10 protein-coding genes are annotated in these 16550 nt (G+C 73.3%); 8 read left to right on the top strand and 2 right to left on the bottom strand.

The genetic code is table 11. The features are described 5' to 3' along the window. Positions 1 to 94: 94 nt before the first annotated feature. On the top strand, positions 95 to 988 hold the full coding sequence (locus tag ACIP89_RS15720; RefSeq protein ID WP_401926764.1) for a cellulose-binding protein: 894 nt from the start codon (positions 95 to 97) through the stop codon (positions 986 to 988). 29 nt (positions 989 to 1017) lie between these two features. On the opposite strand, the gene ACIP89_RS15715 is transcribed toward ACIP89_RS15720, so the two are convergent. After that, entirely contained in the window at positions 1018 to 1473 is a 456-nt protein-coding gene (locus tag ACIP89_RS15715; RefSeq protein WP_401926762.1) for a MarR family winged helix-turn-helix transcriptional regulator, read from the bottom strand. A 212-nt stretch (positions 1474 to 1685) separates the two neighbouring features. Here ACIP89_RS15715 and ACIP89_RS15710 point away from each other — a divergent pair, with 212 nt between their 5' ends. After that, positions 1686 to 3140 (top strand): MFS transporter, encoded by a 1455-nt coding sequence (locus ACIP89_RS15710; RefSeq protein WP_402115310.1) that lies wholly within the window; start codon positions 1686 to 1688, stop codon positions 3138 to 3140. A 64-nt stretch (positions 3141 to 3204) separates the two neighbouring features. Here the strand turns inward: ACIP89_RS15710 and ACIP89_RS15705 are convergent, their stop codons facing one another. After that, positions 3205 to 4788, bottom strand: coding sequence for an MFS transporter (locus tag ACIP89_RS15705; RefSeq protein ID WP_401926757.1), 1584 nt, complete (start codon positions 4786 to 4788; stop codon positions 3205 to 3207). Between the two features lie 421 nt (positions 4789 to 5209). On the opposite strand from ACIP89_RS15705, the gene ACIP89_RS15700 reads away from it, so the two are divergent. From ACIP89_RS15700 to ACIP89_RS15675, 6 genes are all read left to right on the top strand, one after another. After that, on the top strand, positions 5210 to 5998 hold the full coding sequence (locus ACIP89_RS15700) for an ABC transporter ATP-binding protein (protein ID WP_401926756.1): 789 nt from the start codon (positions 5210 to 5212) through the stop codon (positions 5996 to 5998). Next, positions 5995 to 8574: an ABC transporter permease gene (locus ACIP89_RS15695; protein WP_402115308.1), complete on the top strand. Its 2580-nt coding sequence runs from the start codon at positions 5995 to 5997 to the stop codon at positions 8572 to 8574. Before ACIP89_RS15700 ends, ACIP89_RS15695 begins: the two co-directional genes overlap by 4 nt. Before the next feature lie 345 nt (positions 8575 to 8919). Beyond that, complete coding sequence (locus ACIP89_RS15690; RefSeq protein WP_402115536.1) at positions 8920 to 10701, top strand: BTAD domain-containing putative transcriptional regulator; 1782 nt, start codon at positions 8920 to 8922, stop codon at positions 10699 to 10701. Between the two features lie 4 nt (positions 10702 to 10705). After that, positions 10706 to 12931 carry a TOMM precursor leader peptide-binding protein gene (locus ACIP89_RS15685; protein ID WP_402115306.1) on the top strand — a complete coding sequence of 742 codons (2226 nt, stop codon included), beginning with the start codon at positions 10706 to 10708 and terminating at the stop codon, positions 12929 to 12931. Then, entirely contained in the window at positions 12921 to 14885 is a 1965-nt protein-coding gene (locus tag ACIP89_RS15680) for a TOMM precursor leader peptide-binding protein (protein ID WP_402115304.1), read from the top strand. The genes ACIP89_RS15685 and ACIP89_RS15680 overlap by 11 nt, the downstream gene beginning before the upstream one ends. A gap of 28 nt (positions 14886 to 14913) precedes the next feature. Next, positions 14914 to 16500: a nitroreductase family protein gene (locus tag ACIP89_RS15675; protein ID WP_402115303.1), complete on the top strand. Its 1587-nt coding sequence runs from the start codon at positions 14914 to 14916 to the stop codon at positions 16498 to 16500. Positions 16501 to 16550 lie beyond the last annotated feature (50 nt).

Here is a 16550-nt window from a genome sequence, read left to right as displayed (position 1 = left end):
AGCATCGAAAGGATTCCGACTTCTCAGCCAATTGCCGCATCCTTGACGTATTGCTCGATGGTCGGGCCCGGAGAGTCGGAAAGAGGCGTCAAGGATGAGTTCTGCACCGGTGTCCGCGCACGGCTTCGTCGGCGTGCGCGGACGTGGCTACCGTCCGGAGCAGGTGGACCGCATGGTGGCGGGGCTGTCCGCCGAGCGGGACGAGGCTCAGGAGCGGGTGGCGCGGCTGACGGAGCTGGCGGAGACGCTGGCCGCGGAGTCGGCCCGGCTGGATGAGGCCGTCGCCGTGCTGGCACCGCAGGACTACGCGTCGCTGGGGGAGCGGGCGCAGCGGATCCTGGCGCTGGCCGAGGGCGAGGCGGAGGCGTTGCGGGGGGCCGCGCTGGAGGAGTCGCAGTCCTTGCGGGACGCGGCGGACGCGGCGGCGCGGACCGTGCGCGAGTCGGCCCGTGCGGACGCGGAGGCGATGCGGGCGGCCGCGGCGGACCGTGCGGAGCAGTTGGTGGCGTCGGCCGAGGCCGAGGCCGGTGAGGCGCTGACGGCGGCCCGGCTGGAGGCGGCGGCGGTGCGCGAGGAGGCGGACGCCGCGATGGAGGCGACGCGCAGCCGGACGGCGAGTGTGCTGGCGCACCAGGAGCAGGAGCACGCCGAGCGGTGGAAGGCGGACGGGCGGGAGCTGGCGGACGCGGAGGCGGCGCAGTCGGCGGAGCACGCGGAGCTGACCGGGCGGGCGGATGCCGTGCTGGCCGAGGCGCGCCGGGCGCTGGCCGAGGCGGAGGAGGCCGCGCGGCACGGTCAGGAGGACGCGGAGGCGCGGGGTGCGGAGCTGGTCGCGGCAGCCCGGGTGCGTGAGGAGCGGGTGGTGCGGGAGACGGAGCGGGTGCTGCGGGAGCACGAGGAGGGGCGCGAGGACGTGCAGGCGCACATGGCGCATGTCCGTAACTCGCTGGCGGCGCTCACCGGGCGGGTGACTCCGGCGGGGGACTGAGGCGTACCGGGTGGGGGTGCCGGCCGGGGTCAGGGGCGCGGCCAGGGCTGCTTGGAGAGCTGCTCGATGCCGCTGTTGAAGCGTTTGAGATAGCCGGCGAACGCGGCGATGTCGTCGTCCGGCCAGTCGTGCATGACCTGGTCCAGGGCGCGTACGACCCGTTCGCGTTCCTGGTCGAGGAGGGCGGCGCCCTTCTCCGTGATGCGGAATTTGCGGGCCATGCCGCCGCCCGGGTCCGCGATGCGTTCGGCCAGTCCGGCGCGGGTCGCCGCCGCGGTCTGGCGGTTGAGGGTGGAGGCGTCGAGGCCGAAGGCCTCGCTCAGTTCGCCGTTGGACATGGGGCCCTGGATGCGGATGCGGCTCAGCAGGATGTAGGCGCTGCGGTCCATGAGGGCGTACTTGTGCCGTCCGCCCCTCTGGTGGGCGAGGTCGTGCCGTCCGAGCAGCATCTGCTCGTACTCCACTTGGTCCGTTGGCCTGGCCATGTCTCAGCGGCCTCCTGCTCTCTGGTGGGCTCCGGATCATGCTCTCACGCGGCGTGCATCTGACACGTGGTGTGTATGACACATTAGGCGTGTACGATGCACATCGCTATCTCAGGCGGGCTGCCCGGCGAACTGTCCAGCGGGCCGTCCGGCGAACAGTCCGGCGGACGTCCCGGCGGACCGGACGACGACCCTTTTAGGAGTTCCTCCTCATGGATGCCCCCCAGCCGACAGCCAGAACGGGCGGTGTGGTCGCGACGCTCGCGTTCGCCGGAACCGTGGCGGCGGTCATGCAGACCCTGGTCACGCCGCTCATCGCGGAGCTGCCGAAGCTCCTCAACACGTCGGCCTCCAACGCCACTTGGGTGATCACCGTCACCCTGCTGGTCTCGGCGGTGTGCGTGCCGGTCTCCGGGCGGCTGGGCGACCTGCTGGGCAAGCGCCGGATGCTGCTGGTGTGCTCGGTGCCACTGTTCGTCGGTTCCGTGGTGTGCGCCCTCGCGTCCTCCGTCGTCCCGATGATCGTCGGACGCGGTCTGCAGGGCATGGGCATGGGCATGGTGCCGCTCGGCATCGCCCTGCTGCGTGACGTGGTGCCGAAGGAGAAGCTGAGCTCCTCCATCGCCCTGGTGAGCGCCTCCCTCGGCATCGGCGGCGCCCTCGGCCTGCCGATCGCCTCCGCGGTCGCCCAGTACGCGAGCTGGCGGGTGCTGTTCTGGGGCTCCGCGGCGCTGGCCCTCACCATCTCCGCACTGATCTGGTTCCTGATCCCGGACGTCCCGGCCGGTGCCAAGGGGCAGCGTTTCGACGTGCCCGGCGCCCTCGGCCTCGCCGTCGGCCTGGTCTGCCTGCTCCTGGCCGTCTCCAAGGGTGCCGAGTGGGGCTGGACCTCCACGACGACGGTCGGCCTGTTCGCCGCCGCCGTGGTGGTGCTCCTGGCCTGGGGGTTCTGGGAACTGCGCACCAGGGACCCGCTGGTCGACCTGCGCACCACGGCCCGCCCCCGGGTGCTCATCACCAACCTCGCCTCGCTCTTCGTCGGCTTCGGCATGTACGCGGGCATGCTGATCGCGCCGCAGCTGCTGCAGTTCCCCGAGGCCACCGGCTACGGACTGGGCCAGTCGATGCTCGCGGCAGGCCTGTGGATGGCGCCCGGCGGCATCATGATGATGATCGTCTCCCCGCTGGGCGGGAAGCTCACCGACGCCCGCGGGCCGAAGTTCACCCTGATCAGCGGGGTGCTGGTGATCGCGGCGGCCTACGGCCTCGGCATCCTCCTGATGGGCTCCGCCTGGGGCCTGATGCTGTTCCTGATGGTCAGCAGCAGCGGCGTCGGCCTCGCCTACGGCGCGATGCCCGCCCTGATCATGAGCGCGGTCCCGGCGTCCGAGACCGCCGCCGCCAACGGCTTCAACACCCTCATGCGCGCCCTCGGCACCTCGATCGGCGCCGCCGTGATCGGCGCGGTCCTCTCGCAGATGACGACGGAGACGGGCGGCTACAGCTTCACCTCGGAGGCCGGGTTCCGTACGGGCCTGATGTTCGGCTGCGGTGTCGCCATTGTCGCGGCGGTGATCTCGACGTTCATCCCGGCCGTCCGCGGTCCGGCCGCCGGCGGGAAGACCGACGCCACCGCCTCGCCCGAGGTGGCCCCGGCCAGGGGCTGACCTTCCGGCACATCGCGGGGCCCCTCCTCACCGAGGGGCCCCGCCCGCACTCCGCGACGCCTCCTCACCGAGGTGCGCTGTCCGGCTCCTCCGTGAGGACCGGGAAGCGGCGCGGGGCGACGAACACCAGGACCAGCAGCGCGACGACGGCGGCCGCCGCGGCCCCGAGGTAGACCCGGTCGACGGCGGCGTCGACGGCCCGCCGCAGATAGTCCGTCGCCGCCGCGCCCATCGCGCCCGGGTCGTCCAGGGCGTGCGAGACGGAGTCCAGGTCGCCGGGCAGCCCGGCGACGGGCGCGGCCGCGAGCCGTGCGGCCAGAACTCCGTTGGCGACGGCGCCGAAGAGCGCGGCGCCGATGCTCTGGCCCAGTTGGCGGCAGAAGAGCACGGAAGCCGTCGTCGTACCGCGTTCGGCCCAGCCGACGGTCGACTGGACGCCGATGATCAGCGGCAGCTGGAAGAGCCCGAGCGCGGCGCCGAGCAGCAGCATGATCAGGGCGGGCTGCCAGGCCCGGCCCGGGTACGGCAGCAGCGGGAAGGCGAGCAGGACCAGCAGGGCTCCGGACATGCCGGTGATCGCGGTGCGGCGGAAGCCGATGCGGTTGTAGACCCGGTTGGAGAACGCCGCGGAGACCGGCCAGCTCAGCGTCATCACCGAGAGCACGAAGCCGGCGGCGATCGGCCCGAGTCCGAGCACCGACTGCGCGTAGGTCGGCAGGAAGACGGTGGGCGCGACCATCAGCAGGCCCATCGCGCCCAGCGCGAGGTTGACGGAGGCGATGGTGCGCCGCCGCCACACCCAGCCGGGGATGACCGGCTCCGCGGCCCGCCGCTCGATGAGGACGGTCAGCGCGGCGAGCACCGCGGTCCCCGCCAGCAGTCCGAGGGACGGCGCGGAGAGCCAGGGCCAGGCGACCCCGCCCTGGACGAGCGCCGTCAGCAGCAGGGCCCCGGTCGCGAAGACGGCCAGCGAGCCCGCCCAGTCGATCCGGGGGCGGGGGCTGCCCGCCGCGCGGCGGACCCGGGACGGCTCGTGGAGGTGGCGGGCCACCAGCCAGAGGGCGAGCGCCCCGACCGGCAGGTTGATCAGGAAGATCCAGCGCCAGTCCGCGTACACCGCGAACAGCCCGCCGAGCACCGGTCCGGTGACCGCGGAGGTGGCCCAGACGGTGGACAGTTTCGCCTGGATCTTCGGACGCTCCTTCAGCGGGTAGAGGTCCGCCGCGATGGTCTGGACGGTGCCCTGGAGCGCGCCGCCGCCGATCCCCTGCACCACCCGGAAGGCGATCAGCGCGGCCATGTTCCAGGCGGCGGCGCAGAGCACGGAGCCGAACAGGAAGAGGATCACGCCGGCGATCAGCACCGGCTTGCGTCCGAAGGTGTCGGACAGCTTCCCGTACACCGGCAGTGTGACGGTCACGGCCAGCAGGTAGCCGGAGAAGAGCCAGGAGAAGACGGAGAACCCGCCCAGATCCCCGACGATCTGCGGGATCGCGGTGGAGACGATGGTGCCGTCGATGGCGGCCAGCGCCATACAGAGCATCAGGGCCGCGACGACCGGGCCGCGGCCGCGGGGCTCCGCGGGGGAGGGGCCGGGGCCGAGCCCGGACCCCGATATCGCTTCCGTGCCACCGCCAGCGCCGCTCACCAGGATTCCTTCCCCATGCACGTAAGTTCCGACACTGTCTCACCTGCGGCTCCCCGTGGGCAGACGGCGACGGTCCGGCGGGCGCGGGCCCGCGCCCTGAATCCGTGGGCGGGCACCCCCTGGTCCAGTCCCTGAGAGCGCCCTCCACCCGGGGGCCCGGACCCCTAGGGGTAGCTCCTTGCTTTCGCCCGGGGATCGTTCCTCCCGGCGGAGGACGTGGCCGGTGCCGCCCTCTCCGTAGCGTGGTTCACACACCGCGACTGCGGCTGACCGCAAGGGGCGGGGTGGGGAAAACCCCACCCGAAGACTGCGCTGGGCACCAGCGCGCCTGACCCCCTCCGGCAGACAGACTTCAGGGCAGACAGCGACCGTTCGGCGCAGACGGCGATCGCTCGGCGCTGACCGACATAGGAGATAAACCGTGACAACGGCTGTGACCATTCCCAGGCACGAGGGCACTGGAGGGCGTACGGCTGTTGCTGCGCGGGCGCGGCAGGTCGTCAAGGCGTACGGGGTCGGGGAGACCCGGGTCGTCGCCCTCGACCACGTCGATGTGGACATCGCACGCGGGCAGTTCACCGCGATCATGGGCCCGTCCGGCTCCGGCAAGTCGACGCTGATGCACTGCCTGGCCGGACTCGACACCGTGACATCCGGGCAGATCCACCTCGCCGAGACCGAGATCACCGGTCTCAAGGACAAGAAGCTGACCCAACTCCGGCGCGACCGGATCGGGTTCATCTTCCAGGCGTTCAACCTGCTGCCGACGCTGAACGCGCTGGAGAACATCACGCTGCCGATGGACATCGCCGGCCGCAAGCCGGACGCCGCCTGGCTGCGGCAGGTCGTGGAGACCGTGGGCCTCTCGGAGCGGCTGAAGCACCGGCCGACCGAGCTCTCCGGCGGCCAGCAGCAGCGGGTCGCGGTGGCGCGGGCGCTCGCCGCCCAGCCGGAGATCATCTTTGGTGACGAACCGACCGGGAACCTGGACTCGCGGGCCGGAGCCGAAGTGCTCGAATTCCTGCGCAAGTCCGTGGACGAACTGGGCCAGACCATCGTCATGGTCACCCACGACCCGGTCGCCGCCTCCTACGCGGACCGGGTGCTGTACCTCGCGGACGGGCGCATCGTCGACGAGATGCTCAACCCGACCGCGGACCAGGTGCTGGACCGGATGAAGGACTTCGACGCGCGCGGGCGGACGTCATGACCGTCTGGAAGACCTCGATGCGCAACTTCTTCGCGCACAAGGGCCGGATGGCGCTCTCCGCCGTCGCCGTCCTGCTGTCGGTGGCGTTCGTGTGCGGCACGCTCGTCTTCACCGACACGATGAACACCACGTTCGACAAGCTCTTCGCCGCGACGTCCGCCGACGTCACCGTCAGCCCGAAGACCGCAAAGGCCGACGAGACCCCGGAGAACGGCAAGCCCGAGTCGCTGCCCGCCTCCGTCGTCGCACAGGTCGGGAAGGCCGACGGGGTGAAGGAGGCCGAGGGCGCCGTCTCCAGCTCGGCGGTCACCGTCGTCGACAGCCACAACAAGAACATGGGCTCCGACACCGGCGCCCCCACCATCGCCGGCAACTGGACGCGCAACGAACTGCGCTCCATGGAGATCACCTCCGGCCACGCCCCGCGCGGACCGACCGAGGTCATGGTCGACGCCGACACCGCCGACAAGCACCACCTGAAGATCGGTGACGAACTGCGCACCATCGCCGTCACCGGCGACGTCCGCGCGAGGATCAGCGGCATCGCCACCTTCAAGGTCACCAACCCGGGCGCGGCCATCGTCTACCTCGACACCGCCACCGCCCAGCAGAAGCTCCTCGGCGGCCCCGACGTCTTCACCCAGATCTCCGTCACCGCCGAACCGGGCGTCAGCGACACCCAGCTGAAGAAGAACGTCGCCACCGCCCTGGACGGCTCCGCCGCGTACAAGCTCCAGACCCAGAAGGAGGCCGCGGACGCCAACAAGGACTCGATGGGCTCCTTCCTCGACGTCATGAAGTACGCGATGCTCGGCTTCGCCGGGATCGCCTTCCTCGTCGGCATCTTCCTGATCGTCAACACCTTCTCGATGCTTGTCGCCCAGCGCACCCGCGAGATCGGCCTGATGCGGGCCATCGGCTCCAGCCGCAAGCAGGTCAACCGGTCCGTGCTCCTGGAAGCGGTGCTCCTCGGCATCGTCGGATCGCTCCTCGGCGTCGCCGCCGGGGTCGGCCTCGCCGTCGGCCTGATGAAGGTCATGGGCGCGGTCGGCATGGAGCTGTCCACCCAGGACCTCACCATCGCCTGGACCACCCCGGTGACCGGGCTCGCGCTCGGCATCATCGTGACCGTGTTCGCCGCGTACGTCCCGGCCCGCCGGGCCGGCAAGGTCTCCCCGATGGCCGCCCTGCGCGACTCCGGCACCCCGGCGGACGCCAAGTCCGGCTGGATCAGGGCCGGCACCGGGCTGGTCCTGACCGGCGCGGGTGCGGCGGCCCTGTGGGCGACCACCCGGGCGGACAAGTCGAGCGACGGCTCGGCCTTCCTCGGCCTGGGCGTGGTCCTCACCCTCATCGGCTTCATCGTGATCGGCCCGCTGCTCGCCGGCGTCGTCGTACGGGCGCTCAGCGTCGTCGTCCTCCGGTTCTTCGGACCGGTCGGCCGGCTGGCGGAGCGCAACGCGCTGCGCAACCCGCGCCGCACCGGAGCCACCGGGGCGGCCCTGATGATCGGCCTCGCCCTGGTGGCCTGCCTCTCGGTGGTGGGCTCCTCCATGGTCGCCTCCGCCACCGACGAGCTGGACAAGTCGGTGGGCGCCGACTTCATCGTGCAGTCGTCCACCGGCCAGCTGATCGTCCCTCAGGCCGCGAAGGCGCTGGCCGCCGCACCCGGCATCGAGCACGTCACGAACTACAAGGTCCTCGGCGCGAAGCTCACCAACCCCGACGGTTCGACCGTGGACAGGGACGTCACCGCCGCCGACCCGACGTACCCGCAGGACCTGCGGCGCGAGACCGTCGGCGGTGACCTGACCGCGGCCTACGGCAAGAACGCGATGTCGGTCGGGGAGAAGTACGCCACCGCGCACGGCATCGAGGTCGGTGACACGATCACCGTCGGCTTCAAGGCGGGCACCCCGGCGAAGCTCAAGGTCGCCGCGATCACCTCGGACGACACGAGCGTGGACCAGGGCACGATGTACCTGAACACCTCGACCGCCGAGAAGTACGTTCCCGCGGACAGGATGCCGAAGAACGTGATCATGTTCGCCAAGGCCCAGGACGGCAAGGAGAAGGAGGCCTACGCCGCCCTCAAGAGCTCGCTCGCCGACTACCCGCAGTACAAGGTGCAGAACCAGGCCGACTTCAAGCAGGACCTGAAGGACCAGATCGGCCAGCTCCTGAACATCGTGTACGGACTGCTCGCCCTGGCGATCATCGTCGCGGTCCTCGGCGTCGTGAACACCCTGGCCCTCTCGGTCGTCGAGCGGACCCGCGAGATCGGCCTGATGCGCGCCATCGGCCTCTCCCGCCGCCAGCTGCGCCGCATGATCAGGCTGGAGTCCGTGGTCATCGCCCTGTTCGGCGCCCTGCTCGGACTCGGCCTCGGGATGGGCTGGGGCACCTCGGCCCAGAAGCTGCTGGCCCTGGAGGGCCTCGGCGTCCTGGAGATCCCGTGGCCGACCATCATCACGGTCTTCGTCGCCTCGGCCTTCGTCGGACTGTTCGCCGCCCTGATCCCCGCGTTCCGGGCCGGCCGGATGAACGTCCTGAACGCCATCGCCACGGACGGGTGAGACGGCGCTCACCGTGAACCGAGACCTCCGGCCCCGGGACGTCCCTCCAGACGCCCCGGGGCCGGATCCGTGTCCGGGGTACACCCGGACGGGCTGCACGAAGCTGCCGCGGCCGTGCAGCAAGCTGACACGGCCGCACCGACTCCTTCCGGCCCTCCGCTGGCATCGTCGTGCTGCCGGGAACCCCCGGCAGCAACGCAACCGCCGGAGGGAATCGTGTCCAGTTCCTCGCGTCCGCGGCAGCCGGACGGTGTCGCACACCCCGCGACCGTTCCCGCGTCCCCCGTTCCCGCCGCGTGCGGCCGGGAAAACGGACCGGCCGACGGCCGGGAGTAGGCGGCCGTGATGCGGTTCCATCTGCTCGGGCCGCTGACCCTCGCGGACGGCCACGAGGCCGTGGTGCTCCAGCCGTCGAAGCCGACCGTCCTGCTGGCCGCGCTGCTGCTGCACGCCAACACCGTGGTCTCCGCCGAATACCTCCAGCGTGCCGTGTGGGGCGAGGAACAGCCCGTCACCGCCAAGGCCGCCCTCCAGACCTGTGTACTGCGGCTGCGCCGGCTCTTCACCCGGCACGGGGTGACCGGCACGGTGATCGAGGCCGTGCCCGGCGGCTACCGGATCACCGCCGCCCCGGACACCCTGGACCTGCTCGGCTTCCGTGAGCAGGTCCGCCGGGCGGTGGCCCTGTCGGACGATCCGGACGCGGAGCTGAGCACGCTGAGGGACGCGCTGGCGCTCTGGCAGGGCTCGCTGCTGTCCAATGTGCGCTCCGACCTGCTGCACCGGGACGAGGTGCCCCGACTGGCCGAGGAGCGGCTGCGCAGCGTGGAGCGGGTCTGCGACCTGCTGCTGCGGCTGGGGCGCTGCGGGGAGGCGCTGGTCGAACTCTGGTCCGCCACCCGGGCGTACCCGGAGAACGAGCGGCTCCGCGAGCAGTTGATCGAGGCCCTGTACCGAACGGGGCGCCAGACGCAGGCCCTTGCCGAGTACCGGAGGGTCAAGGAGTTCCTGCTGGACGAGCTGGGAGTCGACCCCTCGCCCTCCCTCCAGCAGCTGGAGCTGGCGATCCTGCGGGGTGAGGACCTCGGCACCGGGCACGGCCCGGCCGCGCTGCCGGCCGCCTCCCCGGCGCTCACCGGGGAGGCCGGGGCACCCGCCGGCCGCGCCGCCCGTCCGGTGCCCGTCGTGCCCAACTTCACCGGCCGGGAAGCCGAGACCGCCGCCATGACGGCCCGGCTCACCGCCCCCGCGGAACCCGGCGAGGAGGCCCCGCACCCGCTCACCGTCCTGGTGTCGGGGCCGCCCGGCATCGGCAAGTCGGCCCTCGCGCACCAGGTCGCCCACCTCGTGCGGGACGCCTTCCCCGGCGGCCGGTGGCTGGTGCCGATGACCCGTCCGGACGGCGGGGCGCGCCGGTACGAGGACATCGCCGCGGAGGTGTCCCACGCCCTGCGGGCCGGGCCGGACGGCGAACGCGTCCTGCTGGTCCTGGACGACGTGGTGGACGCCGGTCAGGTGCGCCCGCTGCTGCCCCCGGTCGCCGGTGCGCGGGGGGCCGTGATCACCACCAGCCGGATGGGGCTCGCCGGTCTCATCGCCACCCACGGCGGGTGGGTGCACCGGCTCAGCGCCTTCACCGAGGCGGAGTCGTACGCCCTGCTGCTGTCGGTGCTCGGTGCCGAGCGGGTCGAGGAGGAGCCGGACGCGGCGCACCGCCTCGCCCGGCTGTGCGGGCACTTCCCCTTCGCGCTGCGCATCCTGACGGCCCGGCTGCTGACCCGCCCCGGGCTGCGGCTCGCCGACGCCGTCGGCTGGCTGGGTGCGGACCCGCTGGCCCGGCTCACCCTGACGGACTCGCCCGACATCTCCGTGCGGGCCCTCCTCGACGGCGCGCTGAACCGGCTGGAACCCCGGCTGTCCGAGGCGTTCCAGCTGGTCGCGGCGGCACCCGGGGGCACCTTCGGCCCCGACGACAGCCCGGCCGTGCCCGAGACGGTCCTGGAACAGCTGGCCGACGCCGGACTGCTGGAGGACGGCCCGCCGGGCCCGTACCGGGTCCACGAACTGCTCCGCAGCTACGTACGCAGAACCGCCCCGGAACACATCCGCCGCACAGAGAAGGTGTGACCCCATGGCCGCGAACACCCCGATTGCCGCACCCGCGACCGCCGTTGCCGACCCGGCCGGGACCGGTACGTTCGACGCGCTCGCCGCGACCCGGCCGCGCGTCCGGCGCGACGTGCTGTTCACCGAGACCCCCGGCGGGGTGCTCTTCCACAACGCCGACGGCGGCTTCCACCTGACCGGCCGGACCGCCTACCGCTTCGCCTCCCTCGTCGTCCCGCACCTGACCGGCCACCACCGGCTCGCCGACCTCTGCGCCGGGTTCGGGCCGGCCCAGCGCGCGATGGCCGCCGAACTGGTCAAGGCGCTGTACGGGCGCGGCTTCGCCCGTGACGTGCCCGAGCCGGCGGAGGCGGCGGACCCGGTGCCGGACGCGGCCGCCGCGGAGCGGTTCGCGGCGCAGATCGCGTACGTCGACCACTACGCCGACGGCGCGGCCGAACGCTTCGCCCGCTTCCGCGCCACCCGGGTCGCCGTGCTCGGCGACGACGAGACCGCCCGCTGGTGCGCGCTGAGCCTGCTGCGCAACGGGTGCGCGCGGATCGGCACGGCGACGGAGTCCGAGGAGGTCACGGCCGAGGCGGCGCGGGCCGGTGCGCGGGCCGACCGGCTCGGCGCCGGAGCGGGAGCGGACTGGGACGCGCTCGACGGGTACGACGTCGTCGTGGTCAGCGGTACCGGGGCCGGGGCGCGCACCCACCGGCTGCTGGCCGCCGGGATACCCGAGGGCCGCACCCTGATACCCGCCTGGACGTTCGGCGAGCGCGTGGTCGTCGGCCCGCTCGCCACCGCCGGCTCCACCGGCTGCTGGTCCTGCGCGGTGCTGCGGCTGGGCGGCAACGTGTCCGCCGCGGAGGCCGCCGCGCTGTGGGGCGAGGCCGCGGGCGCCACCCCGGAGTCCGGCGCCAGGGTGTCCGGTCCGGTCGCCGCGATGGTGGGGAACCTCATCGGCTACGAGATCTTCCGCCTCACCACCGGCGCGCTGCCCGCGGAGACCGACGGCCAGGTACTGATCCAGGACCTGGCCTCGCTGGACGTGCGGGCCGAACCCGTGCGGCCCCACCCGCGCTGTGTCCGCTGCGCCGCCCTCGACGACGGACAGCCGCCCGCCGCACTGCCCGAGGGGCTGGCGCTGCCGGTCACCGCGACGGTCGGGACGGCCCGGGACGCGGAGGCGATGGTCGAGGAGCTGAACCGGATCAGCACGGCGCTGGTCCGCCCGTACACCGGGGTCTTCAGCCGGTACGACGACGAGGCGCTGACCCAGACCCCGCTGAAGGTCAGCCGGGTCGAGGTGGCGCTCGGCGCGGGGGTGCGGCGGCTGGTCGCCGCCTTCGACGTGCACCATCTGGCCGGTGCGCGGATGCGGGCGCTGTACGCCGCCGCGGCGGCCTACGTCGAGCACGTGGTCCCGCCCGCCGGGACGGCCGCCGAGGGGGCCGGGGCGGAACGGGTGCTGGGTCCCGGGGCGTTCACCACCTCCGGCGGCACCGGCGCGGCCCCGGCCGCCTGGACCGTCGCGGCCTCGCTGCTCACCAAGGAGCCCGTGCGGGTGCCCGCGGAGGCGGTGCGCACCTTCGGTCCTGGCAACCACCACCGGGTGCACCTCGCGACCTCCGCCGGATCGGGCGCCGGCCCCGGTGCGCGGGAGGCCGCGGGCACCGGGCTGATGTCGGCCCTGGCACACGAGGCGCTGCTGCGGGCGGTCCGCGGCCACGCGGCCGTCAGCCCGGTCGCCGCCGACGGGGCGGACCCGGAGCTGGTGTTCCTGCTGAAGACCGCGGCCAACCTGGACCTCGCGGTGGAGCTGCTCGACCTCGGTGAGGCGGAGCGCACCTCGGCGTACGCGGTGCTGGCCCGTGAGGCCGACGGGCCCTCGGGGCAGGGGCGTTGGGCGATCGGTGCGGGCCTCTCCCGGCGGGCCGCCGTCTGCGCGGCGCTGCGGGACCTCCTGGGGCAGGCACAGCTGGCCGCGGAGGACCCGGGCGGCGTCGTGGACCTGGGCGACCCGCTGGTCCGCGACCTCGCCGCCGCGGCCGTCGCGGTGACCGGCGCCCCGGTCACGGCGGGCGGGCCGGAGACCACGTTCGACACGGTGCTGGAGCGGCTGCGGCTCGCCGGACGCGACGCGCTGTACGTGGACACCACTCCGGCGGACCTGGCGGCGGCGGGCATCGCCACGGCCAGGGTGCTGCTCACGGTGGACGGTGCGGGTGCCCCCGATGCCCGTTGAGACGCCCGTGCGCGCCGCCGGCCCGGCGCAGGAGTCCGCGCGCCTGCTCACCGGCCTCCTGCGCGAGGCGCTGAGCCGGCACGGCGCACCGCCGCCGCTGGACGTGGCGCCGCTGGGGGTCCGCGACGCGTTCGCGCCCGGCGGGGCCGGCCCCGCGCCCGCCCCCGGCACCCCCGTGCCCGTGCCCGTCCGCCTCTACGGCAGGCACGCGGTCGTCGGCCCGTTCGCGACGGCGCCCGGGGGCGGTCGGCAGCCCTGTGCCCACTGCCTGGAGCGGCGCTGGCAGGCCGTCCGGTCCGTCGCGCTGCGCGAGGCCCTGGAGCTGGGCTCCGGTACCAGGGCGGCCGGGGAGTCCCCCTACGTCACGCCGTTCACCGCCGACGCCCTCGCCGGTCTCGTCGCCGCCGTGACCGCCGGGCACGGACCGGAGACCGGGGCCTTCCCCGCCGTGCACCTGGTGGACCTGGAGACCCTGACGGTCCGGCACTACCCGCTCGTGCCCGATCCGGAGTGCCCGCGCTGCGGACACGTCGAACCGGACACCGCCGAGGCCGCCGTGCTCACCCTGCGGCCCGCCCCCAAGGCCGGGCCCGGCACCTTCCGGGTCCGCGACATCGGGACGTACGAACTGCCCGTCGAGCCGTACGCCAACCCCGTCTGCGGCTCGCTCGGCCCCTCCGTCGTGCAGGACGTCTCCTCGACGTCGACCTCGGCCACCATCGGCTGCTTCTCCATGCGCTCGGGCGAGTACCTCCGCGAGACGTACTGGGGCGGTCACGCCGACACCTTCGCCGAGAGCATGCGGATCGGGGTGCTCGAAGGACTGGAGCGGTACGCGGGCATGCGCTCCCGGGCCAAGCGCGCACAGACCCGCGGTTCGCTGGACGCGCTGCGCGAGCGTGGTGAGCACGCCCTGGACCCGCGCGTCTGCGGGCTGTACTCCGACGCCTTCCACCGCGCCAACCCGCACGTCCCGCCGTTCTCCCCGGACCGCGAGATCCCCTGGGTGCACGGCTACTCGCTGCGCGACAGCCGCCCGGTGCTGGTCCCGGAAGTCCTCACGTACTACCACGCGCCCGGCCTGGAGAACCGCTTCGTGCAGGAGAGCTCCAACGGCTGCGCCTCCGGCGGCTGCCTGGAGGAGGCCGTCTACTTCGGCCTGATGGAGGTCATCGAACGCGACGCGTTCCTGCTGACCTGGTACGGGCGGGCCGCGCTGCCCGAGATCGATCCGCGCACCAGCCGCCGACCGGCCACCCGCCAGATGGTCGACCGGCTGGAGATGTACGGCTACGAGGCCCGCTTCTTCGACACCCGGATCTCCTTCCCCGTCCCCGTCGTCACCGGAGTCGCGGTACGGCCCGACGGCGGTCTCGGCCTGATGTGCTTCGGGGCGGGCGCCGGACTCGACCCGGAGGCGGCGCTGTCCGGTGCGCTCTGCGAGATCGCCACCGACGCGGTGAACCTCCGGCGCCGCACCGAGCGGGAGCTGACCCGGCTGCGTGCCATGGCCGACGACTTCGGCCGGGTCGAGGCGCTGCACGACCACCCGCTGGCCTACGGAATCCCCGAGATGGGCAGTCACGCCCACTTCCTGATCGGCGAACCGGGAGCGCCCCGCCCGCCCGCCCGGTCCTTCGACGAGCTGTACGGGGACGGCTCCGTGCCCGCCGTCTCCGATGACCTGCGGGAGGACCTGGCGCGGTGCGTGGACGTGGTCACCGCCGCCGGCTTCGACGTGATCGTCGTCGACCAGACCATGCCGGAACAGCGTGAACTGGGCCTGACCACGGTCTCCGTCATCGTGCCCGGGCTGCTGCCGATCGACTTCGGCTGGACGCGGCAGCGGGCGCTGCACATGCCGAGGCTGCGTACCGCGCTGGGCGCGGCCGGGCTGCGGCCGGGCGAACTCACCGACGCCGAACTCAACCCGGCCCCCCACCCCTTCCCGTGATCCGTCACCCGTGACCAAGGAGCCTGCCATGGGGTACGCCCATGAATACGCCGACGCGATCCTCCAGCGAAACCGGGTCCCGATGGAGCCGGTGGACTACGTGCCGAACTGGGCGGACGGCCCGCGCAAGGGCAAGCACTACCCGGGCGTCGACAGCATGCCGCTGCCCGCGTCCGGCTATCCGGCCGACGCCTCGCTCGGCCGGGGACTGGACCAGGACGCCCCCAGGGACGGGGAGTTCGACCTCCCGGCGCTCTCCGGAATGCTCCGCGACTCGTACGGGCTGACCGGCCGCAGGCTCGGCGTCCAGGCCAACACCGATCTGGGCGCCCTGCCGCACTACCCGCTCGCCAACTGGTCCCGGGGCTCCGCCTCCGGCGGCGGCCTCTACCCGGTCAGCGTGTACTGGGTGTCCGGGGCGAGCGGGCCCGTCCCGCCGGGGGTCCACTACTACTCCACCCGCCACCACGCCATGCAGCGGCTGCTGACCGCCGAGGTGTCGCACGAGGTCCGGGCGGCGCTCGGGGACGGGGCGCCGGGGCCGGACACCGACCAGTACCTGGTCCTGGGCGTCAAGTACTGGCAGAACGCCTTCAAGTACAACAACTTCTCCTTCCACGCCGTGTCCATGGACCTCGGCGCGTGCCTCCAGACCTGGCGGATGTGGGCGGGCGCCCGGGGACTGTCCGTCGAGCCCGCGCTCTGGTTCGACGAGGAGCGGCTCGGGCGGCTGCTCGGCGTGGACCCGGAGGAGGAGGGGCTCTTCGCCGTCGTCCCGCTGAAGTGGGCGGAGTCCGGACCCCGCCGGGCGCCGGCCCCCGCGCTGCCCGCCGGGATCTCCGTGCGCCACCGGGACCAGGAGCGTTCGCGCACCGTGCTCACCTTCGACGCGCTGCGCCGGATGCAGGCGGTCACCGCCGGGCACGCCGCGGACCGGCCGGACCCCGCGGACCTCGCGCCCGCGGCGGCGCACCCCGTGGACCGGACCCGCCCCGAGGTGGCGCTGCCGCCCGCCGGGCCGCTCGGCACCGACGTACGCACCGCCCTGCGCGAACGGCGCAGCAGCTTCGGCCGCTTCGACGCGCAGCGACCGCTGACCGCCCAGCAGCTGGCGTCCTGCCTGGCGGCTGCCGCGGCCGGTTCGCGGATCGGCGGGGACGACGGCGGGCAGCGGCTGGCGAAGCTGTACGTCTTCGTCAGCCATGTCGAGTCGCTCACCCCCGGGGCGTACGAGTACGACCCGGAGGCGCACGGCCTGCGCCTGGTGAAGGCGGGCCGGCCCGGCGAGTTCCTCCAGCGCAACTACTTCCTGACGAACTACAACCTGGAGCAGGCGGCCGCCGTCCTGGTGCCCGCCGTCCGCACCCACGCCGTGCTCGACGCCGTCGGCGACCGGGGATACCGGCTGGTCAACGCCGTCGTCGGGGCGATGGCCCAGACCGTGTACACCGCCGCGTCCGCCGTGCACACCGGCTGCGGGGTGGCGCTCGGCTTCGACAACCTCAGCTACGCCGAGGAGCTCGGGCTGGAAGCGACCGGTGAGGCACCGCTGCTGATCATGATGATCGGCAACGAGCGGCCCGCCCCGGCCGACTTCCGGTACGAGATCGCCTGACAGCCGCCGCGCGGGAGGGCCGCAGGCCCCCACCACCCTCGACGATGCCC

Source organism: Streptomyces sp. NPDC088730 (assembly GCF_044751215.1).
Classification (GTDB): domain Bacteria; phylum Actinomycetota; class Actinomycetes; order Streptomycetales; family Streptomycetaceae; genus Streptomyces.
Note: the sequence above shows the minus strand (reverse complement) of the source record. Positions and strands in the feature narration are given on the sequence as shown.

Coding starts and splice junctions, on each gene's coding strand:
- ACIP89_RS15710 (WP_402115310.1), top strand. CDS start 1,686: ATGGATGCCCCCCAGCCGACAGCCAGAACGGGCGGTGTGGTCGCGACG.
- ACIP89_RS15680 (WP_402115304.1), top strand. CDS start 12,921: ATGCCCGTTGAGACGCCCGTGCGCGCCGCCGGCCCGGCGCAGGAGTCC.
- ACIP89_RS15715 (WP_401926762.1), bottom strand. CDS start 1,473: ATGGCCAGGCCAACGGACCAAGTGGAGTACGAGCAGATGCTGCTCGGA.
- ACIP89_RS15685 (WP_402115306.1), top strand. CDS start 10,706: ATGGCCGCGAACACCCCGATTGCCGCACCCGCGACCGCCGTTGCCGAC.
- ACIP89_RS15695 (WP_402115308.1), top strand. CDS start 5,995: ATGACCGTCTGGAAGACCTCGATGCGCAACTTCTTCGCGCACAAGGGC.
- ACIP89_RS15675 (WP_402115303.1), top strand. CDS start 14,914: ATGGGGTACGCCCATGAATACGCCGACGCGATCCTCCAGCGAAACCGG.
- ACIP89_RS15690 (WP_402115536.1), top strand. CDS start 8,920: ATGCGGTTCCATCTGCTCGGGCCGCTGACCCTCGCGGACGGCCACGAG.
- ACIP89_RS15720 (WP_401926764.1), top strand. CDS start 95: ATGAGTTCTGCACCGGTGTCCGCGCACGGCTTCGTCGGCGTGCGCGGA.